At 74.5% G+C, this 25,790-nt stretch carries 18 protein-coding genes; 11 read left to right on the top strand and 7 right to left on the bottom strand.

What is annotated here, in order from left to right; genetic code table 11:
• Window positions 1-96: 96 nt before the first annotated feature.
• Window positions 97-930: an SDR family NAD(P)-dependent oxidoreductase gene (locus ACGFIR_RS26170; RefSeq protein WP_393008603.1), complete on the top strand. Its 834-nt coding sequence runs from the start codon at window positions 97-99 to the stop codon at window positions 928-930.
• Here the strand turns inward: ACGFIR_RS26170 and fabG are convergent.
• Genes fabG through ACGFIR_RS26150 form a run of 4 tightly spaced genes read right to left on the bottom strand, consistent with a single transcriptional unit; the run spans window position 902 to window position 4,409 of the window.
• Window positions 902-1,648 carry a 3-oxoacyl-ACP reductase FabG gene (gene fabG, locus ACGFIR_RS26165; protein ID WP_393147715.1) on the bottom strand — a complete coding sequence of 249 codons (747 nt, stop codon included), beginning with the start codon at window positions 1,646-1,648 and terminating at the stop codon, window positions 902-904. The two genes, ACGFIR_RS26170 and fabG, sit on opposite strands and share 29 nt — an antisense overlap.
• A complete protein-coding gene (locus tag ACGFIR_RS26160) occupies window positions 1,645-2,172 on the bottom strand; it encodes a 3-hydroxyacyl-ACP dehydratase FabZ family protein (protein WP_393147713.1) in 528 nt (175 codons plus the stop codon). Before ACGFIR_RS26160 ends, fabG begins: the two co-directional genes overlap by 4 nt.
• A 5-nt stretch (window positions 2,173-2,177) precedes the next feature.
• Window positions 2,178-2,534: a hypothetical protein gene (locus ACGFIR_RS26155; RefSeq protein ID WP_393008609.1), complete on the bottom strand. Its 357-nt coding sequence runs from the start codon at window positions 2,532-2,534 to the stop codon at window positions 2,178-2,180.
• Between the two features lie 42 nt (window positions 2,535-2,576).
• Window positions 2,577-4,409, bottom strand: a complete 1,833-nt coding sequence (locus ACGFIR_RS26150; protein WP_393008611.1) for a BTAD domain-containing putative transcriptional regulator — start codon at window positions 4,407-4,409, stop codon at window positions 2,577-2,579.
• Window positions 4,410-4,715: 306 nt separating this feature from the next.
• Here ACGFIR_RS26150 and lanM point away from each other — a divergent pair, with 306 nt between their 5' ends.
• The 4 genes from lanM to ACGFIR_RS26130 all read left to right on the top strand — a co-directional run bounded on the left by lanM (window position 4,716) and on the right by ACGFIR_RS26130 (window position 13,717).
• Window positions 4,716-7,982, top strand: a complete 3,267-nt coding sequence (lanM, locus tag ACGFIR_RS26145) for a type 2 lanthipeptide synthetase LanM (protein WP_393147711.1) — start codon at window positions 4,716-4,718, stop codon at window positions 7,980-7,982.
• Window positions 7,983-8,074: 92 nt separating this feature from the next.
• Entirely contained in the window at window positions 8,075-8,314 is a 240-nt protein-coding gene (locus ACGFIR_RS26140; protein ID WP_393008615.1) for a hypothetical protein, read from the top strand.
• An 80-nt stretch (window positions 8,315-8,394) separates the two neighbouring features.
• The gene (locus ACGFIR_RS26135) at window positions 8,395-11,295 is read left to right on the top strand and encodes an ATP-binding protein (RefSeq protein ID WP_393147709.1); all 2,901 of its coding nucleotides are present in this window, start codon (window positions 8,395-8,397) and stop codon (window positions 11,293-11,295) included.
• Between the two features lie 160 nt (window positions 11,296-11,455).
• Complete coding sequence (locus tag ACGFIR_RS26130; RefSeq protein WP_393008619.1) at window positions 11,456-13,717, top strand: catalase; 2,262 nt, start codon at window positions 11,456-11,458, stop codon at window positions 13,715-13,717.
• A gap of 153 nt (window positions 13,718-13,870) precedes the next feature.
• Here the strand turns inward: ACGFIR_RS26130 and ACGFIR_RS26125 are convergent, their stop codons facing one another.
• A complete protein-coding gene (locus tag ACGFIR_RS26125) occupies window positions 13,871-18,214 on the bottom strand; it encodes a S8 family serine peptidase (protein ID WP_393147707.1) in 4,344 nt (1,447 codons plus the stop codon).
• A gap of 142 nt (window positions 18,215-18,356) precedes the next feature.
• A complete protein-coding gene (locus tag ACGFIR_RS26120; protein ID WP_393008623.1) occupies window positions 18,357-18,887 on the bottom strand; it encodes an adenylate kinase in 531 nt (176 codons plus the stop codon).
• A gap of 299 nt (window positions 18,888-19,186) precedes the next feature.
• Between ACGFIR_RS26120 and ACGFIR_RS26115 the strand changes: the two genes are divergently transcribed.
• Complete coding sequence (locus ACGFIR_RS26115) at window positions 19,187-20,278, top strand: hypothetical protein (RefSeq protein ID WP_393008625.1); 1,092 nt, start codon at window positions 19,187-19,189, stop codon at window positions 20,276-20,278.
• Between the two features lie 83 nt (window positions 20,279-20,361).
• Here the strand turns inward: ACGFIR_RS26115 and ACGFIR_RS26110 are convergent, their stop codons facing one another.
• Window positions 20,362-21,504: a M20/M25/M40 family metallo-hydrolase gene (locus tag ACGFIR_RS26110; RefSeq protein WP_393008627.1), complete on the bottom strand. Its 1,143-nt coding sequence runs from the start codon at window positions 21,502-21,504 to the stop codon at window positions 20,362-20,364.
• Between the two features lie 95 nt (window positions 21,505-21,599).
• On the opposite strand from ACGFIR_RS26110, the gene ACGFIR_RS26105 reads away from it, so the two are divergent.
• From ACGFIR_RS26105 to ACGFIR_RS26085, 5 genes are all read left to right on the top strand, one after another.
• Entirely contained in the window at window positions 21,600-22,322 is a 723-nt protein-coding gene (locus ACGFIR_RS26105; RefSeq protein ID WP_393008629.1) for a GNAT family N-acetyltransferase, read from the top strand.
• Window positions 22,319-23,002: a MurR/RpiR family transcriptional regulator gene (locus ACGFIR_RS26100; RefSeq protein WP_393008631.1), complete on the top strand. Its 684-nt coding sequence runs from the start codon at window positions 22,319-22,321 to the stop codon at window positions 23,000-23,002. Before ACGFIR_RS26105 ends, ACGFIR_RS26100 begins: the two co-directional genes overlap by 4 nt.
• A gap of 70 nt (window positions 23,003-23,072) precedes the next feature.
• Window positions 23,073-24,197, top strand: a complete 1,125-nt coding sequence (gene menC, locus ACGFIR_RS26095; RefSeq protein ID WP_393008633.1) for an o-succinylbenzoate synthase — start codon at window positions 23,073-23,075, stop codon at window positions 24,195-24,197.
• Between the two features lie 13 nt (window positions 24,198-24,210).
• A complete protein-coding gene (locus ACGFIR_RS26090) occupies window positions 24,211-25,497 on the top strand; it encodes an MFS transporter (protein ID WP_393008635.1) in 1,287 nt (428 codons plus the stop codon).
• Window positions 25,498-25,567: 70 nt separating this feature from the next.
• On the top strand, window positions 25,568-25,786 hold the full coding sequence (locus ACGFIR_RS26085) for an MbtH family protein (RefSeq protein WP_393008637.1): 219 nt from the start codon (window positions 25,568-25,570) through the stop codon (window positions 25,784-25,786).
• The last annotated feature ends 4 nt before the right edge of the window (window positions 25,787-25,790 follow it).

The raw sequence follows: 25,790 nt of genomic DNA, 5'->3' as shown, positions 1-25,790 counted from the left end.
TACATATCGACGCGGCATAGGAATGCCATAGCCGGCGGAGGAATCCTGCGTCGGGCGCGGACCGCCGAGGCCCGAAGACCGATCGGAAGGGCCAGGATGAGAGAGTTCACTGACCGGGTGGCGGTGGTCACCGGCGCCGGCTCCGGCATCGGCCGCGCGCTCGCCGTCGAGCTGGCCGCCCGGGGCGCCGGACTCGCCGTCTCCGACGTGGACGACGAGGGGCTGCGGGAGACCGTACGCCGCTGCGCGGCGTTCGAGGGCCAGGTGCACGGTTACCGGTTGGACGTGACGGACCGGGCCGCGGTGCTGGCCCACGCCGAGCGGGTCGAGGCCGACTTCGGCCGGGCCGACCTGGTCGTCAACAACGCCGGGGTGACCCTGCTCGCCTCGGTCACCGACGCGACCTGGGAAGACCTCGAATGGGTGATGGACGTCGACTTCTGGGGGGTCGTGCACGGCACCCGGGCGTTCCTGCCGCTGCTGACCGCCTCGCGTGGCCGTCTGGTCAACGTCTCCAGCGTGCTGGGGCTGGCCGGCGCACCCATGCAGAGCGGGTACAACGCCGCCAAGTTCGCCGTCCGGGGCTTCACGGAGGCGGTGGCGCGGGAACTGCGGGCCGACGGGGTGCCGGTCGGGGTGAGCTGCGTGTACCCGGGCCGGATCAGGACGAACATCATGCGCAACGCCCGCAACGACGGGCTGCGCGACTACCAGGCGGTCCGGGAGCACTTCGAGCGCTCGGTGGCCGTCACGCCGGAGCACGCCGCCCGCGCCATCCTGCGCGGGGTGGCCCGCAACCGGGCCAGGATCCTGATCGGAGCGGACGCCTACCGCACCGACTTCCTGACCCGGCTGCTCGGCCCCTGGTACTCCGGGGTCACCGGCGACGGCCGGCGGCCGGTCACATCGCGAGGCCGCCGTCCACGGTGATCACCTGGCCGGTCAGGTACGAGGCGCGCGACGAGAGCAGGAACGAGACCACCTCGGCGATCTCCTCGCTGAGCCCGACCCGGCCCAGGGCCACCCGGTCCCGGGCGACGGTCTCCAGCTCGTCGGAGAGCGCGGCGATCATGTCGGTGTCGATGTAGCCCGGCGCGACCACGTTGGCCCGGATGTTGTACCGGCCGACCTCCTTCGCCAGCGCCTTCGTGAAACCGATGACCCCGGCCTTCGAGGCGGAGTAGTTGGTCTGCATCGGGTTGCCGGCCACCCCGGACACCGAGGAGACCGTGACGATCGACCCGGCGCGCCGGCGCATCATCCGGCGGATCACCGCGCGGCACAGGTGGTAGGTGCCGTCCAGGTTCACCCCCATGACCGCGCGCCAGTCGGCGTCGGCCATCAGGGCCAGCGGTCTGTCCCGGATGATGCCGGCGACGCTGACCACCGCGTCGGGGTCGCCCAGTTCCCGCTCGGTGGTCGACACGAAGTCCCGGACCGCCGCGGCGTCGGAGACGTCGACCATCATCGCCAGGACGCGCCCACCGTCCCGGGTCGCCTCCGCGACGACCTCGTCGGCGGCGTCCTTGCTGGACTGGTAGCACATGGCGACGTCGTAGCCGTCGCGAACCAGCTGGCGGACCACCGCCCGGCCGATCCCCCGCGAGCCTCCGGTGACCAGGGCGACGGGCCGCCCGCCGGCGCTCACCGCGTCGCCCCGGAGGCTGTCGCCGCCGGCACCGCCCCGGCGGGTTCCTGCGGACCGGTGGTCGCCACCACGGCCGCCTGGCGGTTCGCCGTGTCGAGGGACGCCCGCAGCGACTCCACCGAGCGCATCGCCCCGACGAGCCGGCCGACCCGCAGCACCACGGTGTCCCCGACCATGCTGTCGCCGGTGACGAAGGCGGTGTCGGCGACCAGTCGGTTCATGGTGACCCGGTGTTCCACCGTCTCCCCGGGCAGCACCGGCCGGCCGAACCGGATGTGTTCGAAGACGCCGGCCACCGGCACGCCGTCGGTCAGCACGTCCGGCATCGGCCGGTCGTGTCGGATCAGCACCAGCGCCGCCTGCCCCCAGGACTCCAGCAGCAGCGACATCGGCAGTGGCCGGTCACCGGTGACGGTGAAGGAGCCCACCAGCCGCCGCCGGGACACCAGCTCGGTGACCCGGTCGACCAGCAGCATCGGTGGCCGGTGCGGGACGATCCGTTTGATCTCCTCGATCCCCATCATGGCGGTCACTCCTCGCTCGCGAAGCGCAGCAACACCTCGGCGACGGGCACGGCGGCGACGGCGACCTCGCCCCGCCACAGTTCGCCGTCGCGGTGGATCGTGATGACGAGTTCGTCGTCGCCCCGGAAGGGCAGCAGGAAACGGCAGCTGACGATCTCGGTCAACACCAGCTCGGGGGCCACGGCGCGCACCGCCCGGTACACGAACTCGAAGATGTGCACCCCGGGCAGCAGCGGGAATCCGGGGTAGTGTCCGGCGAAGACCGGATCGTCGAGGTCGGGGCGGATCCGGGCCACGACCGTGTCGTGGGCGACCTGCTCCACGTCGACGGGCACGGCCGTCGCGCAGTCGCTCGTTGTCACGCTTTTCACCCCGTGACCGTGCGGCCACCAGCTATATCTTCTCTACACCGCCACCGGCTCGGTGCCCACCGCCCGCAGCGCCCCGGCGCCGGCCACCAGCATCCGGTCGGCCTGGTCGGCCTTCTCCCGGGCGAAGACGCGGACCAGGTCGTGGAAGCGGAAGCGCTGCCGCCGGCCACCGTCGGACTCGACGATCTCCAGCAGCCGGGCGTCGACCAGGTTCTCCCCCACCTCCTCGCCCGCGTGCCGCGACACGCCCAGCACCTCGGCGGTGCACCAGCTCGGAAAGGCCGGCGTGCGCAGCAGCGCCAACCGGCGCAGGGCGAGCTGGCCCAGGTCGGCGAGCTGGTGGTAGCTGCTGTCCAGCCGTTCCCGGACGTCCATCGTGCCCAGCCGGAGCTCGTCCAGCCGGTACCGCTCGTCGGCGAGCCGGTCCGCCAGGTAGCCGAGCGACCAGTGCGGGCGCGCCAGCAGCCGCGATCCGGCGACGCGGACGCCGAGCGAGAGCCGACCGCACAACTCGACGATCCGCCCGGCCGCGTCGGCCTCCTCGGCGACCCGCCGCTCCCCGACGATCCGCCCGAGCAGCGCGAGCGCCTGTTGCCGGTCCAGGGTGCCGACCTCGATCGACGTGGCGCCGGCCAGCTCGGGCATCCGCAGCCGGCTGGTGACGATGACCTGGCAGCCGGGGTCGCCGGGCAGCAGCGGGCAGACCTGCGCGTAGTCCGCCGTGCCGTCGAGCATCACCAGCAGCCGCCGGCCGGCGAGCTGGCTGCGGTAGAGCCGGACCCGTTCGTCGAGACCCTTCGGGATCGCCGCCTCGGCGTGGCCGAGACTGCGCAGGAACCAGCCGAGCACGTCGTACGGCTCGACGGCGTTGCCCCGGGCGCGGCCGAGGTCGGCGTAGAGCTGGCCGTCGGGGAAGGCGCCGCGGGTGAGGTGGGCCGCGTGCAGGGCCAGCGTGCTCTTGCCGACGCCGGCCATCCCGGTCACCACGGCGACCGCCGGGCGGGCCTTCGGCTCGGCGGTCAGCACCCGCAGCAGCCCGCTCAGCTCCTCCTCGCGGCCGGCGAAGTCACCGACGCCGGGCGGGAGCATCGCGGGCCGTACGCCGTGCCAGCTCCGCTCCGCGACGACCGCCGGGGCGGGCGGGCCGGCCAGGATCGCCCGGTACGCCTCGGTGAGCATCGGCCCCGGATCGACGCCCAGCTCGTCGGCCAGCACCCGGCGGCCCTCGTGGTAGACGGCCAGCGCGTCGGCCTGCCGGTCGCAGTGCAGCAGGGCGGTCATCAGCTGGCCCCGCAACCCCTCGTGCAGCGGGTGCTCGGCGACGAGCTGGGTGATCTCGGGGACCAGCCGCACGTGCCGGCCCAGCCGCAGGTCGGCTTCGATCCGGCTCTCCAGGACCGCCATCCGCAGCTCCGCCATCCGGTGCGTCTCGGCCGCCGCGAGGTGCTCGGTCACGTTGGACAGCGCGGGACCGCGCCACAGCGACAGGGCGGCGTGCAACCGCTCGGCGGCCTCGGCGTACCGGCCGTCGCGCAGGGCCTCGCGCCCGACCTCGGCCAGGCGCTCGAACTCGTCGAGGTCGAGCCGGGCGGTGCCGATGCGGATCTGGTACCCCGACCACTGCCGGACGATGTCCACCTCGGCGCCGAGGTACTTACGCAGCCGGGAGACGTAGTTGTAGAGCTGGGCGGCGAAGGTGGCCGGCGGGCGCTCCCCCCAGAGCAGCCCGCACAGCCGGGTGTCCGGCACGGTACGCCCCTCGGCGAGCAGGAGCGCCGCGAGCACGGTCCGCTGCTTCGCGCCGTCCAGCGCCACTTCCGCGTCGCCCTTCCACGCCCCCACCGGCCCCAGTACCCGAAACTCCATCCCCAGCTCCGTTCATCGCGCCGCCCCGGGTAGACAGTCGTCCGAAGACTCATCGGCACCGGCAGCGTCCGCATGCGTGAGCGACACTCAATTTCCTGCGGATGTCACGCTGGCCGTTCAATTGATCACTTTTAGTGACTAGGATGGGGCTGTCGCGTACGGAACGGGAATCCCCGGCCGACGCGGCCCGCCCCGCCGTCCCGGGGCCCCGGCAGGTCCGCGCGCACCCCCGCAGCCAGCACCGGGACACGAATGTGGGTAGTTTCCACTCATGAACTCCGCGCCCCGCTCTGGCACCTTGCAACGGTGACTTCGACTCTCCCGGCCGGCGCCACCGAGCACGCCCGTAGCGGCGTACGGCTGGCCCCGCACTGGTGGGCGTCGGGGCTCGCGCTGCACGAACGCGTGCCCGGGCCGGTCGCCGGCACACCGGGCCGGCCTCCCGCCGACGCACCGCCGGAGGCGGGCGGCGCGGCAGGCGGGCCCGGCAGCGACGACGCACGCGGCACGGGCGGCCCTGCCGCCGCCGATCATGCCAGCGGCGCGGACGTCGAGCGGAAGCTGGCCCGGTGGCGGGCCGGGCACGGGCCGGGCCTCGCGGCGCGACTGGCCGAGGTCGGCCTGGACGAGGCGGGGCTACGCGACCTGCTGGCCGAGGATCCGGCCGCGCTCGCCGCCAGGACGACCCGTCCGCAGTGGGCACAGACCGTCGAGGCGGCGCTGGCCGCCGCGGCGACACCCCGGCCGCCGGCCGACCCGGCCGACTGGCGTGCCGCCCTCACCGCGCCCCTGCGACCGTTCGTCGACGTCGCCGCCGACCAGTTCCGCGACAGCGCCCGCCGGCTCGCGACGCGGCAGACGGTCGACCTGGCCGCCCTCACCGACCGGTTCGCCACCGCGCTGGATCACCGGCTGCTCGCCGTCGCGGCCCGCACGCTGGTCTCGGAGCTGCACCGGCGCCGCGCGGCCGGCCTGCTCGCCGGCGCCGACAGCCGGGCCCGCTTCGCCGACTTCGCGGCCCAGCTCCGCGAGCCCGCCGGGCTGGCCGAGCTGGTCGAGCGCCGTCCCGTGCTCGCCCGCCTGCTGGCGCAGGCCGGCACGACGGCCGCCCGGTCCGGGCTGGAACTGCTGACCCGGTTCCTCGCCGACCGCGACGAGCTGGTGGCGACCCTGCTCGGCGGCGACGACCCCGGACCGCTGGTCGCGGTCCGCAGCAACCTGGGCGACGCGCACACCGGCGGCCGTACGACCACGGTGCTGCGTTTCGCCGACGGTCGACGTGTCGTCTACAAGCCGCGCGAACTGGCCTCCCAGGTCCACTTCACCGCGTTCGTCGACTGGCTGGAGCGGCGGACGCCGGGGCTCGGGCTGCGCGGGGTCGCCGCCCTGACCCGACCCGGCTACGGCTGGTCGGAGTACGTCGACGCGACGGCACTGAGCCGCCCGGAGCAGGCGGACGACTTCTACCGCCGGCAGGGCGCCCTGGTCGCGCTGCTGCACGCGTTGCACGCCACGGACATGCACTACGAGAACCTGATCGCCGCCGGTGACACCCCGGTCGTGGTGGACACCGAGACGCTCTTCCACCCCGCGCTGGGCGAGGCGGCGGGCACCGGCGACCCGGCCGCCGACCTGCTGGCCGCCTCGGTGCACCGGACCGGCCTGGTACCGGTGATCGTCGTGGGCGACCAGGGGGCGATGGACCTCTCCGGCGTCGGCGGCGACCACGGCGGGACCGCGCCCGTCAGCGCCCTCGACTGGGCCGACCCGGGTACCGACCGGATGCGGCTGACCCGCCGGGCCGTCGACTTCGTCGGCGGGCGCAACCGGCCCCGCGTCGGCGACGCCGTGGTCGACCCCGGCGCCCACGAGCCGGCCCTGCTGGCGGGGTTCCGGCTGGCGTACGAGACGATCCGGGCCCACCGGGGCGAGTTCACCGAGCTGGTCGCCGCCTGCGCCGACGTCCCCGTACGGCTGGTGGCCCGCCCCACCTCGGCGTACCACGGCCTGCTCACCGAGACCACGCACCCGGACCTGCTCGGCGACGCGCTGGAGCGCGACCGCGCGTTCGGCGTCCTCTGGGCCAGCGCCGCCGGGCACCCGTTCCTCGCCCAGTTCCCACGGCACGAGGCCGTGGCGCTGTGGGCGGGCGACGTACCGCTGTTCGAGGGCACCCCGGGCAGCCGGACCGTCCGGGTCGCCGGGGGCGGTGAGCCGCTGCCCGTGCCGCTGGCCCGCCGGGGGCTCGACACGGCGCTGGAGAAGATCGCCGCGCTGGGCGAGGCCGACCGACGGCACCAGGAGTGGATCGTCGCGGCGACGCTGGCGACCCGCCGACCCGTCGACCGCCGGCACACCGGCACCCCGACGTCCCGGCCGGTCGGCGAACCATCCGCGTCGCCGGAGCGCCTGCTCGCCGCCGCGGTCGCGCTGGCCGACGAGATCGAGGCCCGTGGCGTCACCGGCGCCGACCGGGTCAACTGGCTCGGCCTGGAGCTGGTCGACGACCGGCAGTGGCTCGTCCTGCCGATGGGGGCCGGGCTCGCCAACGGCCACCTCGGGGTCGCGCTCTTCCTCGGCCAGCTCGCCGCGGTGACCGGCACCGCCCGCTACGCCGAGCTGGCCCACCGGGCCGTCGGCGGGGTGCCGGGGCTGTTCCGCCTGCTCGCCGCGCGTCCGGACCTGGTCGCCGCGATCGGCCCCGGCGGGCTGTACGGCCTCGGCGGCATCGCGTACGGGCTCGCCCGACTGTCCACCCTGCTGGCCGACCCCGGGCTCGCCGGGCAGGCCCGCGCGGCGGTCGACCTGGCCGCCGCCGCCAGCACGGGATCGTCGGCCCTCGCGTGGGCCGACGGGGGCGCGGGCTGCCTCGCCGCCATGCACGCGGTGCACGCCGAACTGGACCACGCGCCCGCGGCGTCGCTCGCCCGCGACTGGGCCGACCGGCTCGTCGACGCGGTCGAGCGCGACGACCTGCCGGCGGAGGCCGGCTTCGCCGACGGGGTGGCCGGCATCGGCTGGGCGCTGGGCCGCCACGCCCGCACCGGTGGCGCCCGGTACGCGCGGGCCGCCCGGCGCGCGCTGCGCCGGGCCGGCGCCCCGGACGGCGGCGGGCCGGCGGGGTACGGCTGGTGTCGCGGAGCGGCCGGCCTGGCCCTCGCCCACCACGCCCTCGCCCCCGGCACCGACCCACTCGGCACCGAGCCTCTCGGCACCGACCCATTCGACGCCGGACCACTCGGCACCGAACCTCTCGACGCCGGCGTGCTGCGCCTGCTCACCGACCGGCCGCTGCTCGACGACCTCAGCCTCTGCCACGGCGAGCTGGGCGTCGTCGAGGCGGCGGGCGTCCTCGACGGCGAGGGGTCCGCGACGCGACGGCTCGCCGGCCGGGTCCTCGACGCCGTCGACCGCCACGGGGCGGCCTGCGGAACGCCGGGCACCGTGCCCACCCCCGGTCTGGTCAGCGGCCTCGCCGGCATCGGCTACGGGCTGCTGCGGCTCTGCGGGGTCGGGTCGGTGCCGTCGGCGCTGCTGCTGGAAGCGACCCCTGAACCGCGTGCTGCGGGTTGAGGACGGCCCGGCGAACGACGACGATCTCCAGTGGAGCGGCAAGCTCCGGAAACATCCTACGGATACACGATTTCACACAGGAGGAATGACAGTTGTCCGAGAACCAGCTCCCCTCGTACCGTGCCGACGAGATCGACCCCGCGGCGCCCAACGACGACCCGGCCGGAGCGACGTGGTTGCAGCCCGTCGTGACGTTCGGGATCCGCGCGGCGGCCCTCGCCAGTTTGGTCGTGCCCGTGGGCATGGTGATCGGCGGTCTCGTCGGTGACGGCGGCGCCGCCGTGGCGGACTCTGCGCCCCTGACGACCTGCTGCCCCGAGCGTCCGTTGTGACGATCGGCTAGCCGCCCGGGGGCCGGCGTCGGCGGCACCGCGTTGGGCTGCGGCCCACCTCCTCGGATAGCGTGCGCAGTGTGTACCGCTCCTCGAAGTTCATCGGTCGGGACGTCGAGCTCCGCAGGGTGCACAAAAGCCTTGAACTGGCGCAGTCGGGGCGTGGCGGTGCGGTGTTCGTGGTCGGCGAGAGCGGCGTCGGCAAGTCCCGCCTCGCGTCGCGGATCGCGGAGATGGCCACCGCGGCGGGCATGCGGGTGATGCGGGGCCGGGGCAGCACGATCGGCACCACGGTGCCGCTACGCCCCCTGACCGAGGCGCTGCTGTCGCTGCTGCGCTCCGGCCCGGTCGACCCCAGCGTGCTCGGCCCGTACGGCCCGATCCTCGGCCGGCTCGTGCCCGACTGGGGTCGGCCGCCGGCCGATCAGGAGAACGCGTCCCTGGTGATCCTCGCCGAGGCCGTCCTCCGGCTGACCGGGGTGGCCGGCGCGGGGCGGGGGTGCCTGATGCTGCTGGACGACCTCCAGGACGCCGACACGGAGACGTTGACGGTGCTGGAGTACCTCATCGACAACCTCGCCCTGCAACCCACCCTGCTGCTGGGAGCCATCCGGGCGGAGCCCTGCGCGGCGTCGACCATCGCCCGCTCGGCCGCCCAACGCGGACAGTGCACGCTCATCGAGCTGGGCCGGCTCGACGAGGACGAGCTGCGGCAGATGGTCGGCGCGTGCCTCGACGCCGACCCGCAGCGGGTCCCGGCGGCCGCGCACGCCCTCGTCTCGACGGGCAGCGGCGGCAACCCCTTCCTGATCGAGGAACTCGTCGCCGGCATGGTCGACGGCGACCTGCTGATCGAGGGCCCCGACGGCTGGCGGATGTCCGAGAAGCCGGCCGCCGGCCTGCCGAGCACCCTCGCGAGGGGCATGGCGCAGGGGGTCGAGCAGCTCGACAGCCAGGCCCGGGAACTGCTCTCGATGGGCGCGCTGCTGGGTCACCGCTTCCCGCTGGCCGTGGTGCAGGCGGCCACCGGGTTGAGCGAGCGCGGCGTCCTGGACCACCTGGGCGGTGACGTCGCGGGGCGGCTGGTCACGGTCGACGACCAGCTCACCGACTGGTACGCCTTCCGGCACCGGCTCACCCGGGAGGCGCTGCTCACCCTGCTCGGCCCCGCCGACCGGGCCCGGCTCGCCCGGCGGATGGCCGAGGCGGTGGAGGTGGTGTTCCCGGGGCTACCCGGCGAGTGGTGCCAGGTGTCGGCCACCCTGCACCTGGAGGCCGACAACCCGGAGACGGCCGGCGAGCTGTTCACCGAGGCGGGCCGGCGGGCGATCGCCCAGGGCGGCGCCACCACGGCGGTCGCCCTGCTGGACCGCGCGATCAGCCTGCTCGGCGAGAATCCCGTGGCGCGCGCGGCGGCCCTCGAAGCCCTGCTGCACGCCCTGGCGGAGGCGGGGCTGGTCGAGCGGGCGCTCGCCTCGGTCAGCACACTGGACCAGATCGGCGGCGTCGATCCGCGCCGGCGGGCGCAGCTGCACACCCGGCTGGCCTGGGCGGCGACGGTCGCCGGCCGGTCGGCCGAGGGGCTGGCCCAGGTGGAGCAGGCGCGCGCCCTGCTCGGCCCGGACGCCGCCGCGGAGGACACCGCCCCGGTCGACGTGGTCGCCGCCCACCTGGTGCTGGACACCGCCGGCCAGGACCAGCTCGCCACCGCCGAGGCGCTGGCCCGCCGGGCCGCCACCGTCGCCGAGACCGTGCCGCTGCCGGTGGTGGCCTGTCAGGCCTGGCAGCTCCTCGGCGCGTTGATCCGGCACCGCGACCCGGCGGAGGCGACCCGCTGCCTGGAGCGGGCCCTGGCGATCGCCGCGCAGCACCGGCTGCCGATCTGGGAGATCCACGCGCTGATCCGGCTCGGCAACGACGACGCGCTGCGCGACGCGCGCCTGGACCGCCTCGAACAGGCCCGGGAGCGGGCCTCCCAGGCCGGTGCGGTGACCGCGCGTCACCAGGCGGAGGCGAGCCTCGCCCTGCACGCGGTGCTGCGGGGCGATTTCGACACGGCGGCCGCTCTCGTCCAGCAGGTGCTGGCCGCCACCACCCGGCTGAAGCTGCTGGAGACCACCCAGTACGTGCTGCTGGTCAGCGCCGTCCTGGCGGCGCACCGGGGACGGCGCCGGGAGATGGAGCAGGCGCTGGCCGAGTTCCGCCGCTGGAGCGGCGACCAGGCCCTGCACGCCACCCGCGTCCACGGTCTGGCCAGGGCCTTCTGCGCGTTGCTGGAGGAGGACCGGCCGCGCGCCCTCGACGAGTTGGCCCGCGCGTTCAACGCCGAGGAGCAGAGCCCGACGGTCTTCCACCTCTCCGGCCGGCACGGCCTGCACCTGCTGCTCCAGGTCATGTCGGGCGAGGCCGGCTGGCCGGCCTACGAGGCGGTGCAGGGCGACTCGGCGAGCAGGTTGCGCTGGGACCTGCAGTTCGCGCTCTTCGCGAAGGCGGTGCTGCTCGGCCGCTCCGGTCGGCCGGAGGCGGCGGCGCAGGCGGCGGCCGAGGCGATGCGCGCCGGGGCGCCGTACGCGATGGGTCGGCACCTCGCCCTGCGGCTGGTCTGCGAGGCCGCCCTCGCCGACGGCTGGGGAACGCCCGTGCAGTGGCTGCGCGCCGCCGAGGAGCACTTCCACTCGAGCGGCGTGCCGGCCGTGGCCAGCGCCTGCCGGGCCCTGCTGCGGCGGGCGGGCGTACGCCTGACGCAGCGCCGCTCCGGCGCCGGCGACATCCCCGCCGAGCTGCGGTCGGTGGGCGTGACGGTGCGGGAGTTCGAGGTGCTTCGGCTGCTGGTCGGGCGGCTGAGCAACCGGGAGATCGCCGCCCGGCTGCACCTGTCCCCGCGCACGGTGGAACGGCACGTGTCCAGCCTGTTGGGCAAGACGGGTCTGCCGAACCGGATCGCGCTCAGCGAGTTCGCCGCCGAGGTGGAGAGCGCCTGACCGGCCGCGTCGGCGCGCAGGGACGGCCGACACGCGGAGCCGGGGGTCGGCGACCGGCACCGGTGGTCTCCGTCATGGTCGCGTCCCCGTTTCCCCCGCCCGGCTGGGGGTACGGGCCAAGACGCCTGCTCAACGCCACTTTCACGGAGGAACTCGCCAGATGGATGCCAGCAAGCCCGCCAAGGCGGTCAAGGACGTCGTGGAGGCCGCCGCCGGGAAGGTCGCCGACGTGCTGACCCCGGACGTGCCCGGTGCGCCGGGCAGCGCCCCACCGACGGTCGAGGAGCCGACGACGCCACACGGCCCGTTGCCGCCCAAGAAGGAACAGGGCGCCCCCGAGACCCGTACGCCGACCGGCGCGGCGACCGGCGCGCCGACGACGGCCAACGGTCAGCAGGGCGCCCACCTCACGACGTCGCAGGGGACGCGGCTGCGCGACACGGACCACTCGCTGAAGGCCGGGCCGCGCGGTCCGATCCTGCTCCAGGACCACCACCTGCGCGAGAAGATCACCCACTTCGACCACGAGCGCATCCCCGAGCGCGTCGTGCACGCGCGTGGCGCCGGCGCGCACGGCGTCTTCGAGGCCTACGGCACCGCCGAGGGTGTGACGAAGGCCGGCTTCCTCGCGAAGGGCAGGACGACCAACGTCTTCGTACGGTTCTCGACCGTCCTCGGCTCGCGCGGCTCGGCCGACACGGTCCGCGACACCCGTGGCTTCGCGACGAAGTTCTACACCGACGAGGGCACCTTCGACCTGGTCGCCAACAACATGCCGGTCTTCTTCATCCAGGACGCCATCAAGTTCCCGGACATCATCCACGCCGGCAAGCCGCACCCCGACCGGGAGATCCCGCAGGCGCAGAGCGCGCACGACACCTTCTGGGACTTCGTCTCCCTGCACACCGAGGCGCAGCACCACACCATCTGGAACATGTCCGACCGGGGCATCCCGCGCTCGTACCGGACGATGGAGGGCTTCGGCGTCCACACGTTCCGGCTCGTCAACGCCGCCGGCGAGACGGCGTTGGCCAAGTTCCACTGGAAGCCCAAGCTGGGCGTGCACTCCCTGACCTGGGAGGAGGCGCAGCTGCTGGGCGGCATCGACCCGGACTTCCACCGCCGGGACCTGTACGACGCCATCGAGGCCGGCGCCTTCCCCGAGTGGGAGCTGGGCCTGCAGGTCCTGCCCGACACCCCCGAGGAGACCTTCGCCGGGATCGACCTGCTCGACCCGACGAAGCTCGTGCCCGAGGAGTTGGCACCGGTGCAGCCGGTCGGGAAGCTGACGCTCAACCGGACCCCGACGAACTTCTTCGCCGAGACCGAACAGGTCGCCTTCCACGTCGGCCACCTGCCGCCGGGCATCGACGTCACGAACGACCCGCTGTTGCAGGGGCGGCTGTTCTCGTACGTCGACACGCAGCTCACCCGGCTGGGCGGGCCGAACTTCTCGCAGATCCCGGTCAACCGTCCGCACGCCCCCGTCAACGACATGCTGCGCGACGGCTTCCACCAGCAGGCCGTGCACGCGGGTGTCGCGCCGTACCGGCCGAACTCGCTCGACGGCGGCAACCCCTTCCCGGCCGGGGACGCCGACGGCGCGTTCGTCGACGTGCCGGTGCAGGTGGCGCAGGCACCCAAGGTACGCGCCAACCCGGTCTCGTTCGACGACCACTTCAGCCAGGTGCGCCTGTTCTGGCTGAGCATGTCGCCGGTCGAGAAGGAGCACATCATCCGCGCCTACACCTTCGAGCTCGGCAAGTGCTACCACCAGGCGATCAAGGAACGCCAGCTCCAGTGTCTCGCCAACATCGACCCGGTGCTGTGCGCGGAGGTCGCCACCGGCCTGGGCCTTCCCGCGCCGGAGCCCACCGTGCCGCTCGCCGACGTCGCGCCCAGCCCCGCGCTGTCGCAGGTGGGCGGGCGCTGGCCGGCCGACGGCCGTACGGTGGGGATCGTCGTCGACCCCGCCGCCGGGCTCGACGGCGTCGACGAGGTGCGCCGGGCGGTCTTCGCCGCCGGGATGGTGCCGCTCCTGGTCGCCCCGCACGGCGGGATGGTGGGCGACCTGCCCGTGCAGCGGACCTTCGCCACCGGCCGCTCGGTCGAGTTCGACGTGCTCCTGCTGGCCGGGGCACCGGCGCCCGCACCGGACGCGTTGCCGGCGCGCGACGCCAAGGCGGGCGCGGCGGACTCCGCCACCGTGGATCCGCGGGTGCTGCTGCTGGTCGACGAGTGCTGGCGCCACGCCAAGGCGATCGGGGCGTGGGGCGCCGGCGTCGACGTGCTGCGGCAGGCGGGGGTCGCCGGCACGCCCGGCGTCGTCACGGGTGGCTCCGGGGCCGAGGTCCTCACCGCCGTACAGCCCCTGCTGGCCGCCCACCGGACGTGGGAGAGGTTCCCCGCCTCGGTCGCCTGACGCGTCCGTACGTCGACAAGGGCCGTCCCCGGCAGCATCGGGGGCGGCCCTCGTCGACGCTCCACGGATCCGCCGACCGGCGGCCCGTCCACCGGAGCGGTCAGCCGCCCGGGCAGCGGTCACGTCAGCGACGAGCCGGGCGGGGTGGCCCGCTCACCACCCCCGGCACTGGCCGGAGGCCGGGCCGCCGACCGTGTTGGGCACCCCGCCGTCCACCGGCGGCGGCTGGTTGCCCACGCACCGCAGCGGCCCGTCGATCCGGTTGCCGGAGATCACGACGGGCGTGTCGCCGGTGCGGCTGTCGACCACGCTGACAGGGCCGGTCACCCGCGTCCCGGCGATCAGGACCCTGCCGGTGACGCCGGTGACCGAGAGCGGGCCGTCGATCCGGCTGCGCGTCAGTTCCACCACCGAGGCCCCGGTGGCGGTCACCGGCCCGACGACGCCGGCGTCGAGCGCGACCAGTCCCGCGCCCCGGCCGACGCTCACCGGCCCGGAGACCGCGGCGCCGGGCGCGAGGCAGGCCACCCCGGCGTCGACCCGCAGCGGGCCGCGGCGCTCGCCGTCGACCACCTGGGTGCAGGTCTGGTCGGTGACCTCGAGCGTCACCGGCAGCGTCACCAGGGGGGTGCTGGGGTCGTCGCTGGTCACGCAGAGCTGGGCCCGGTACGTGCCGGCGGCCAGCCCGGTGCTGTCCAGCGAGATGGTCACCTCGCTGGACCTGCCGGCGCCGGTGCCGGCGGACGTACGCGACGCCGTCAGCCACGGCACCTCGTCGGGCGTCACGCACGGCTGGAGGTCCGGCAGCCGTACGTGGGTGATGAAGCGGGCCGCCCCCTTGTCGTTCTCGACCTCGACCAGGCGGCCGGAGCGGTCGATCTCGTGGACCCCCTTGGAGCTGGTGGTCAGGATGTTGCCGTTGCCGAGGGGGTGCACGCCCTGGTACCCGGAGCCACCGGGCGGCGCGTAGACGCCGACCAGCTTGCCGGCGCGGTCCATCTCCCAGACCCCGGCGGTGGAGCCACTGCCCCAGCTCGCCGCGAGCACGTTGCCGTTGGGCAGCTCCGCGAGCTGGCCGGGCCAGCTCAGCCCCTCGAAGAAGCGGGCGTTGGCGCGGGAGCCGTCCTTCGTGAAGCTGTGGATGGCGTCGCTGTCGCTGGCGGAGACGAGCATGTCGTCGCCGCGGAACAGGATCCCCCACGGCCCCTTGAGCCCGTCGGCGCCCGGGGCGACGAACGTGCCCAGGTACCTGCCCTCGGCGTCGAACTCGACAACGGAGTGGGCGTTCGCCTGGGAGGCGACCGTCACCAGCACGGTGCCGCGCGGCGAGAGCGCGATACCCCGGGTGTTGCCCATGATCGCCGGATCCGCCAGTCCGCCGGCGGGGGCGAAGACCCGCCGGAAGCTGCCGTCCAGGCCATGCTCGGTGACCACCGAGTTGACCTGGTCGGATATGAGGAAGCCGCTGCCGTCCGGCTTGGCGATGACCTGGAACGGCGTGTAGAGGCTGCTGGTCGGGTCGAACTTGACGTGCGGGATGAACTGCGGGTCGATCAGCTTGCCGGTCTGCGGATCGAACGCCATCACCCCGCGGGTGGCGCTGCCCGAGTTCGGGATCAGCAGGACACCGTCACGCAGGAGCCGGATCCGCTCGTCGTCCGGGCCGGCGTCCGGGTCGTCCAGCCGCCAGTCCAGCACGCCGTGCCCCGCGTTGCGTACCGCGACTTTCTGGCTGGTGACCAGCCCGGCCGGCTGCCGCGCGGAGAGCGACGTGGGTGCCACCTCGATCTTCGGCACCGGCACCACCGTCAGTTCCAGCGCGATCGTCGTCGTCGGCTGGTCCTGGTCGTTGCTGGCCAGGCACAGGTTCGCCCGGAACACGCCGCCGTCGTCCAGACCGGTCGAGTCGAGCGTGATCTCGATGTCCTGGCTCTTGAACGCGCCCAGCGTGCCCTGCGCCGGGGTCACCTTCACCCAGGTCGGCCAGGCGCAGTCGTCGCCGTCGCCGGTCGCCCGCCAGGTGAGCTCGGCACCGCCGGCGTTGCCCACCTTGACCGTGTGGCTCTCGTTCCGCGCGACGTCCATGCTGGAGCTGAGCGCGGTCTTGTCGACCGTCAGGTCCGGAGCCGCGGGCAGGACGGCGACCGGGAAGTGCGCCTGGGCGATCGGCTGCCCGTCCGGCGCGTGCCGGGCGTCGGTGGTCAGGTCGATCGCACCGAAGAGCCAGTTCTTGCGGGCGGTCCCGGTGACGTCCAGGGTGATGGTCAGCTCCTGGCTGGCGCCGGGCGCCAGGGTGAACCGCGCCGGCGCGACCGTGATCCGCGCGCCGGCCGGGGCCTGCGGCGTGACCTGGTAGGTCGCGGCCACCCTGGCCACGCTGGACACCGTCCGGGTGAAGGTGCAGACCTTGAGGCAGTGGTGCTCGACCACGGCCGGCAGGTTCAGCGTCTGCGGGTCACCACCGGCGTCGGGGTTGGCCGCGACGAAGTTCGCGGCGGTCTCGTCGAGCACGATGCCGGTCCGGGCGGCCTGGGCCAGGTTGATCCGGCCGGAGCCCATGTCGAACGCGTCGGCCGGCGTGCGGCCGTCCTCCTTGACCACCCCGTCGCGGTCCGCGGTGACCGCCAGCGCGGAGCGGATCCGCGTCGGCGACCAGTCGGGGTGCAGCGCCGCCAGCAGCGCGCCGGCGCCGGCGACGTGCGGCGACGACATCGACGTGCCCTGCATGAAGGCGTACGTGGCCGGGTTGTCCTTCGCCGCCATGGTGGCGGCGAGGATGTTCCGGCCGGGGGCGGCCACGGTGGGCGCAAGCATGTCGAACTTGCTGGGTCCGCGCGAGCTGAAGTCGGCCACGACGTCCGTCCAGTCGCCGTCGCGCAGCACCTCGCTGCCGGGGTCGACGCGCACGGTGACGGGGCTGTCGGTGGCGGCCGCGTGGTCGCGCAGCCGCTGCCCGTCGGCGAGGGAGACCATCACGGCGGGGATGGTGGTCCCGGCGAGCGCGCCCATCGTGATCGGCGGGCCGCTGTACTGGTTGTGCACGACCACGCCGGTCGCGCCGGCGGCGGTGGCGTTCTTGACCTTCACGGAGAAGTCGCAGCCGCCCCGGGGCAGCAGGGCGACCCTGCCGCTGAACGCCGCCGCCGGGAACGGGAGGCAGGCCTGCACGTTGTCCGCGTCGACGGCGCCGGAGTACCGGATCGCACCCTCGATGGGCGGGTTCGGCGAGTTCTCCCCGATCACGGCGGCGATGCCGGTGAGGGGCGCCGGGACGGGCGTCGGGCCGGTCACGTCGAGCCGGTGGGCGATGACCCGCTCGTGGCTGACCGCGGCGACGGACATGTTCCACGGCGCGGTCTTCGCGACGGTGCTGGCGCCCGGGCCGCTGTTGCCGGCGGAGGCGGCGACGAAGATGCCGGCCGAGTACGCCTCCAGGAACGCCTGGTCGACGAGGTCCTTCCAGGGGTCGTCGCGACCGGAGATCGAGTAGTTGAGGACGTCCACGCCGTCGGCGATCGCCTGGTCCACGGCGGCGATCGTCGCCGAGGAGAGGCAGCCGAGGACCATGCAGACCTTGTAGGAGATGACGTTGGCCCGCGGCGCGACCCCGGAGACGGTGATCTTGTGCGTGCTGGTGCCGACGGTCATGGTCGCCTCGTGCCGGTTGCCGGCGGCGGTCGAGGCGGTGTGGCTGCCGTGGCCGTTGTCGTCCCGGGCGTCGGTGCCGACCATCGACCAGGCGCCGATCAGCTTGTCGTTGCAGATCGCCTTGTGCTGGGGGTGGCTCGGGGCGCAGACGCCGACGTACGTGCCCGCGCCGTACGGGTTGGTGTGCCGGTAGCCGTCGCCGTCCACCGCCGCGAACGACGGGTGGTCGGGGTTGATACCGGAGTCCAGGATCCCGACGATGGCGCCCTCACCACGGGTGCCGACGTTCTCCGCCGTCCTGCCCTCCCACACCGCGGGCGACTGGATGAGCGCGTTGCTGGTGTCGGTCGTCAGCTCCAGGACCTCGTCAGGCACGACGGTGCTGACCCCCGGCAGGCCGGACAGGTGCGCCGCCTCGTCCGCGCTGACCTCGACCGCCAGGCCGTTGACCACGTTGCGGTAGGTGTGGGCGACCCGCACGGAGCGGCCCAGGACCGCCTCCATCTCGTCCACCAGCGTGTCCTGCTGCCGCGCAAGTTCTCGCGCGTAGGAGGTGCTCGCCGCGGACCGCGTGTCGATCCTGCCGGTGCGTGCCGGCCTCGCCTGCGAGGCGGCCACCACCGACGGCTTGTCCAGCTGCACCAGCCAGAGCCCGCTCTTGGGCTGCGCCTTGCTCGACGCCGGGCGGGCTGACCTCTCGGCTGTCGTGTCGCCCGCTGGCAGCGGTGCCGCGACGACCGGGGTGGGGGCCACGGCGAACAGCACGGTGCCCGCCGCCACGGCCGCGACCAGCCGGACCGGTGCCCGCCAGCGGGAGGGGAACGTTCTTCGACCGGAGGACGGTGCCACGGTGAGCTCCTAAGTCACGTCGGCGGCGCGCTGGGTGCGGTCCCGCTGCCTGCCAGAGCCGGGAGGGAGGTCGCTGGGTGCGATCGGGTGAAACCTAGGTGATCACGAGGACCAAGGCAATGGTGTACGTCCATGCGTACGGTCATCGGCGGGTCAGGCCGGCCAGCCAGCGCTCCAGCTCCGCCGGGGAGCGGAACAGCAGCACGGGCGGCCCGGCGGGATCGGCCTGCCAGGCGCGCATCCGCCGCCGGGCCCGGCCGAACGCGGTGACGTGCCACAGCAGGATCGAGTCGCGGGACAGGACGCTGCCCAGCGACTCGCGGTTGCCGTTGCAGATCTCCTCGCCGCTGACGAGCCGGCCCGTGGTGCGCCGCAGCAGCCGCCAGAAGGAGAGCCAGCGCGGATAGTCCAGGCCGACGACCAGGTCGGCCCGCGCCAGCACCACGTCCCGCCAGCCGTGGTACGCCCCGTCGAGGATCCAGCGGTCCCGCCGGCAGACCGCCTCGATCCGGCTGCGCTGCTCCGCCACCGGCACCTCGACCCAGCCGGGCCGCCACAGCAGGTCGTCGACGGGGTGCCAGGGCAGCCCGAGCCGCTCGGCCAGCCGCGCCGCCAGGGTGGACTTGCCGGCGCCGTACACCCCGTAGACCAGGATGCGGGCCGGTGCGGTCATCGCGGCAGCGTACGCCGTCGTGGCGACCGGGTCCCGGCCCGGTACCGCCGCACGCGGTGGGCGCGGCCGCTCCGGGCGGTGGGCCGACGGCGATCCGGATCGCGGCGGCGTGCGGCGGGCCGCGACGGGGGCGTAGCGCTCGGGCCATACACTCACTGCCTGGCCACACGCGCGCACCGCGACTCGGGTCGGGTAGTTGCACCAGCGTGGGGCGGTCGCGTGCGGCCCTGCCCGGGGTGGCTCACCGGAGCGCGGACCGGCACCGGCCCGCCCGGCGTCCGGCACTGAAGGGACTGCTGGTGAGGCGACGAGGCAACGGGACCCGGCGACTGCGGCTCGCGGCGGGGACGGTGGTGGCCCTCGCCGTCACGGCGGCCCCCGGCGCCGCCGTGGCCGACCCGTCGCCCGCCGCGGCTGCGGGGACTCCGGTGTGCGAGGTGCGCGGCGGCCGGCTGAGCGAGATCTCCGGAATGGCCGTGACGGACAGCGGGTACGTCATGATCAACGACGGCGCGGACGACGAGGCCCGCCGCCGCATCTTCTTCCTCGACGAGCGGTGCTCCGTCGTGCGGAGCGTGTCCTATCCGTCCCGTCCCCGCGACACGGAGGATCTCGCCGTCGGCGCGGACGGCACGATCTGGGTGGCGGACACCGGCGACAACGACCGCTCCCGGCAGACGATCGGGGTGTGGAAGCTCCCGCCGGGAGCCGACCGGCCGGTGTTGCACCGCATGGCGTACCCCGACGGCCCGCACGACGTCGAGGCCCTGCTCGTGACGGGCGACGACCGGCCGCTGGTCGTGACCAAGCACTCCGCCAACCTGTACGCCCCGAGCGCCGGGCTGCGTCCGGGCACGACGACCCCGCTGGTGAAGGTGGGGCGGGTCCGGCTGCCGGCGTCCACGACGAGCAATCCCTTCGGCGCGCTCGGCCGGGCGGTGGTCACGGGCGCCGCCACCGCGCCGGACGGGCGCCGGGTGGTCCTGCGCACCTACGCCGACGCGTACGAGTTCGACGTCCCCGACGGCGACGTGGTCGCCGCGCTGACCGGCGGGACACCACGGGTCATCGGCCTGCCCGACGAGCCGCAGGGCGAGTCGGTCGCCTACAGCCGCGACGGTCGGTCCCTGCTGACCGTGTCCGAGACCGCCAACCAGCCGCCGGGGACGCGGCCCACGATCCTGCGCTACCCGCTGCCGGCGGCCGCCGCGTCCCCCACCCCGCCCGCGACGCCCACCACGCCCGCGTCGACGGCCCGCGCCGCCCGCGACGAGACCGGCCGCTCCGGCGGCGTGGGAACCTACCTCGTGGCGGCCGGAGCGCTCGGGCTGGCGCTGGTCGCCGTGGCGCTCGTCGGCTGGACCCGTACCCGGCGGGCCAGGGCGCGCTGACCCTGGGCGCGACACGTCAGCCGCCGCAGTGGACCGTCCGCCCGGGCGGATGCGGGAGGCCCCGCAGCGCGCGGGCGCCCCGGTCAGGCCCCGTGCCCGCGACCTGCGGTGTCGAGCCCGGTGAGCAGGGCGGCCAGCAGCTCGGTGCGCGCGCCGATGCCGGCGGCCGAGACCCACTCCTGCCGGGCGTGCGCGCCACCGCCGGGCGGGGCCAGCCCGTCGACGGTGGGGCGGCCGAGCGCGCCCGTGGTGTTGGTGTCGGCGGCACCGTCCGCCGGGTGACCGGCGAGGCGTTGGCCGAGGTCGGCGGCGATGCCCACGATCCGGTCGAGCAGGTGGGCGCCCGCCTCGTCGGGCTGCCAGGTGGGCCGGTGCGAGAGCAGCCGGGTGGTGAGCCGGGCGCGCTCGCGTACCGGACGCAGCGCCCTCAGGCCGGCGAGGACGGCGTCCTCGTTGACCGGATCGGTGAAGCGGAGCCCGAGGTCGGCGTGGGCCTCCCCGGCGACCACGTTGGTCCGGCCGCCGCCGGCGACGGTGCCGGTGTTGAGCAGCACCGGCCGGTCCGCGACGAGGGCGCGGACCCGCACGAGCTGGTCGACGAGTTCGTCGATGGCGTTGACCCCGGCGTCGGGGTCGAGCGCGGCGTGCGCCTCGACGCCGGTGACCTCGATGCGGACCCGGGTGCTGCCGCGCCGGCCGGTCTTGAGGTCGCCGCCGGGGTGCGGCGGTTCCAGGCCGAGCACCGCGCGGGCCCGGGCCGCCTCGGCCCGGACCAGCCCGGTGGCGGTGGGTGAGCCGATCTCCTCGTCGGCCACGACGAGGACCCTGACCTCGGGGTGCGGGGCGCCCTGCCGCGTGACGCGTGCCGCCGCCGCGAGCAGTGCCACGATCCCGGCCTTGGTGTCGTAGACGCCCGGGCCGCGCACGGTGTCGCCCTCGACGGACCAGGGCATGGTCGACAGCGTGCCGACGGGCCAGACGGTGTCGTAGTGGGTCAGCAGCAGCACCGGATCGCCCGGGATCCCCCGCGCCGGGAGTGTCCAGACCAGATGGTCGCCGCTCGGGTGCGACTCCCGGGCGGTGTCGAAGCCGGCGCGGGCGGCGTCCGCGTCGAGGACGTCGGCCAGCGCGGCCAGCGCCCGCCGGTCGCCGGTCGGGGACTCGTGCAGCGTGTAGCGGTGCAGCGTGTCGAGCGCGGCATTCGGGCCTGACGATGACGGAGACACATACGGACACTATGTTCGGTCCGACACCTTGTCAACGAGCAGTCACTGGGGCAGTCTGGGCGACATACGATCGCTATCTTTCGGAGGGCGGCCCGATGGTCGATGACACCCACGGCATCGTGGCGCGTGACCTCACCGGGCTGGCCGAGTGGACGGCGGCGTCGGCGCTCTACCGGTCCGTCTTCGGCTACGAGGGCCCCGAGCACGCCGTCAGCCCCCGCCTCCTGGCCGCGCTCGGCGAGAACGCCGGGACCGCCGTCGGCGCGTTCGACGTGGACGGCTCCCTCGTCGGCTTCTGCTACGGCTTCACCGGCATCGAGCACGGCGAGCCCTACCACTACTCCCAGGCCGCCGTTGTCGACGCGCGCGCACAGGGGCGCGGTGTCGGCCGCCTGCTCAAGCACGCCCAGGCCGACGCCGCCCGGCGCGCGGGCGTACGCACGATGCGGTGGACATTCGACCCGTACGCGCTGCGCAACGCGCACTTCAACCTGAACGTGCTGGGCGCCGTCGGGATCCGGTTCCTGCCGGACTTCTACGACGACGGCGGCAGCGACCGCGTCCTGGTGCGGTGGGACCTCGACCGGTCCGGCGACGGCACCCGGGCCTCCGCTGCCGAAGACGGACACGAGGCCGGACACACCACGGTGGACTCGCCCGCCGACGACCGTACCGCCGCTTGCGGCCCCGACGACCGGGCGCGGCTGCGGCAGGCGCTGGTCGACCGGTTCGCCGCCGGCGGGCGGCTCGTCGGCCTCGCGCGGCCGGCGGACGCCCCCGGCCGCGTCAGCTACCTGTTCGCGGAGGATGAGGCATGACCACGACGAGAACGACGCCCGCGGAGCGCTTCGACCGCAACGTGCAGCGCAGGTCGGCGCGGGTGCTCAAGCAGCGGGTCCTGGAACAGCAGCGCACCGAGTTCACCAGGGCGCTGGCGTGGGCCGCCGAGCAGGACGCGATCGAGCGGGCCGCGGCTCTCATCGTGTCTGCCCGGCGCCGTTACCTGATCGGCCACGGCAAGTCGCTCGGCTTCGCGTCCCTGCTCGCCGCCGACCTCAGCGCCGGGCTCTCCGGCGTCCACCTCGTCGACGGCGCGGCGCTGCGGGCGCTCGACGTGCTCGGCGACATCCGCCAGGGCGACCTGCTCGTGGCCGTCTGCATGGCGCGCTACCGGCGCGAGACCATCGACGTCGCCTCCGCCTACGTCCGGCACGGCGGTCAACTGGTCCTCGTCACCGACGCCGAGGACGCGCCGCTGGCCACGAGCGCCGCCGCCCGCATCGTCATCGGCGCCGACAGCGCCTCCTACGCCAACTCCCCCACCTCGGTGGTGCTCGCGCTGCACCTGCTCGCCACCCTGACCATCGCCAGTTCCAAGGGGGCCGGCCGGCGCCTGCGCGAGCGTGACGCCCTCGCCGCCGAACTCGGCCTCTACGCGGAGCGACCGAGTCACCCCGGCCCGGACGGCAACGCCCGAGACCGGGACGGTGTCGCGTGACCGGCCACGGTCGAGGCGGCGCGCCCGTCCACGGGCCGGTCCGGGGCCACCGTCACGGCGGGGTGACGGCATGAGGCGGATCGAGGTCGTCGAGCTGCGGCGGGTCCGCCTGCCGCTCGTGCACCGCTTCCAGACCAGCTCCCACGCCAAGCGCGAACTGGAGCACATCCTGGTCACGCTCACCGGCACCGACGGCGCCGTGGGCTGGGGCGAGATCGCGTCGCCGAGCGGCCCGTTCTACTGCGCCGAGACCGTCGAGAGCTGCTGGGCGGTCGCCCGCGACCACCTCGCGCCGATGGTCCTGCGCACCGGCTGGGAACACCCGGCGGACCTCGCGGCGACGCTCGGCAAGGTCCGGGGCAACCACTTCGCCCGCGCCGGTTTCGACGTCGCCGCCTGGGCGCTCTGGTCCGCCGCCGGCGGCGTCCCCCTCGCGTACGCGCTGGGCGGCCGGCGCGGCCACGTCGAGGCGGGCGTCTCCCTGGGGATCGAACCCACCGTCGACGACCTGCTCGCCCAGGTGCGGCTGCGGGTCGACGAGGGCTACCGCAGGATCAAACTCAAGATCGCGCCCGGCTGGGACGTCGAACCGGTGCGCGCCGTCCGCGCGGCGCATCCGGACGTGCCCCTGCACGTCGACGCCAACGGCGCCTACCAGGACGTACCCGAGCACCGGGCCGTCCTGAGGCAGCTCGACCGCCTGGGCCTGCTGATGATCGAGCAGCCGTTCGCGCCCCGGGACCTCGTCGCACACGCCGCCCTCCAGGAACGCATCGACACCCCCGTCTGCCTCGACGAGTCCGTCGAGGAGGTGGACGACCTCGTCACCGCGCTGCGCCTGAAGGCCGTACGCGTGCTCAACGTCAAGGTCTCGCGGATGGGTGGACTGACCCACGCCGTACGGGCGCACGACCTCGCGCGCGAGCACGGGGTGCCGGTGTGGTGCGGCGGGATGCACGAGTTCGGCATCGGACGGGCCGCCAACGTCGCGCTGAGCGCGCTCGCCGGCTTCACGCTCCCCTCGGACGTCTCCGGCTCCGACAAGTACTACGCCCGCGACGTCACCACCCGCCCGATCGTGAGCACCGACGGGCTCGTCGAGGTGCCCACCGTGGCCGGACTCGGCTGGGACGCCGACCTGGCGTACATCGAGCAGCGCACCACCGAGCGGCTCGTGCTGCGATCTCCCGGGTAGCCTGACCGGCACCATGGACGGTCACCGATTCGCCGCGTCCCGGCTCCTGCCGCCACCCGGGCTGCCCCGGGCGATCGCGTACCAGTCCGCCATGGTCGCCGTCGGCAGCGGCACCTTCCTCACCGGCAGCATCGTGTTCTTCACCGAGGTCCTCGGGCTCAGCCCGGTGCAGATCGGGGTCGGCTTCTCGATCGCGGGTCTCGCCGGGGTGCTCACCTCGCTGCCGTTGGGCGCGCTGGCCGACCGGATCGGCGGGCAGCGGTCCTGGGCCGTCGGCGCGCTCGGGTCGGCGCTGACGTTCGCCGCCTACCCGCTCGTGACGTCCTTCGTGGGCTTCGTGGTGCTGATGGTGGTGGCCGCCGCCACCGACTCGTTCGCCAACGCCGGGCGCACCATCTACACCGCCGACGCCATGCCGGCCGAGGACCGGGTGCGCACGATGGCGTACGCGCGCTCGTACCTCAATGCCGGCTTCACCCTCGGCACCGGGCTCGGCGCGCTGGCGCTGGCGTTCGACTCCGCCGCCGCGCTCGTCGCCATGGTGCTGCTCAACTCGGTGCTGTCGCTGCTCAACGCCGTCCTGGTGACCCGGCTCCCGGCCGCCCCGGTGGTGCGCCGCGACCGGGCGGTGACCGCCTCGCGGTGGGCGGTGCTGCGGGACCTGCCCTACGTCACGACCGCCGTGCTCCTCGCCGTCATGATGTTCCACTCGGTGGTCCTCGTCGAGATCCTGCCGCTCTGGGCGATCACCCACACCGACGCCCCCAAGCCGCTGCTCGGCGCGATGCTGGCCCTCAACACGGGGCTGGTGATCACGTTGCAGGTGCCGGCGTCGCGCGGCGCCGACTCGCTTCCCGGCGCGGCCCGCCTCATCCGCCGGGGCGCCCTGGTCACCGCCCTCGCCTGCCCGCTGGCGGCGCTCGCGGGCCGCACCGGCGGGGGATGGACGGTCGTCGTGCTCCTCGGCGTCGTGGTGCTCGTGACGGCCACCGAGCTGTGGTTCTCGGCGGCGCTCTGGTTCGTCCAGACCAACGTGCCGCCCGCCGCTTCGCGCGGGGTGTACCTCGGCACGGCACAGACCATCAGCTCGGCGGCGGACGTCTTCGCGCCGGTCGGCCTGACCCTCCTCGCGATCCAGACGGGCGGCTGGGGGTGGTGGGTCGTCGCGGCGATCTTCGTAGGCTGCGCGCTCGCCGCCGGGCCGGCCGTCGGCTGGGTCGCCCGGACGCCCCGGACCTGTGGGGACACCGAGGCGCCGCCGTCCGCGCCCGAGCCGGTCGTACGGCCCACCTCCGCCTGACGGCCGAAGATCGACAGATTCCTTGACACGTGATCGACGTGGCTGGAATCCTTCCCGCGAAGGGGGTCCGATGAGCACTGACGACGACACCCGGACGTACGCCGTGGTCGTGAACGACGAGGAACAGTTCTCGATCTGGTGGGACGACCGGGAGCTGCCCGCCGGTTGGCGACGCGAGGGCACCACCGGCTCGCGCGCCGAGTGTCTCGCCCGGATCGACGAGGTGTGGACGGACATGCGACCCGCGTCGTTGCGGCGCTGGATGGACGAGCACGCCGCCACCGGCTGACCCC

This window comes from Micromonospora sp. NPDC049051 (assembly GCF_043197575.1).
GTDB lineage: Bacteria > Actinomycetota > Actinomycetes > Mycobacteriales > Micromonosporaceae > Micromonospora.
This window is presented reverse-complemented; position numbering and strand designations above follow the sequence as displayed.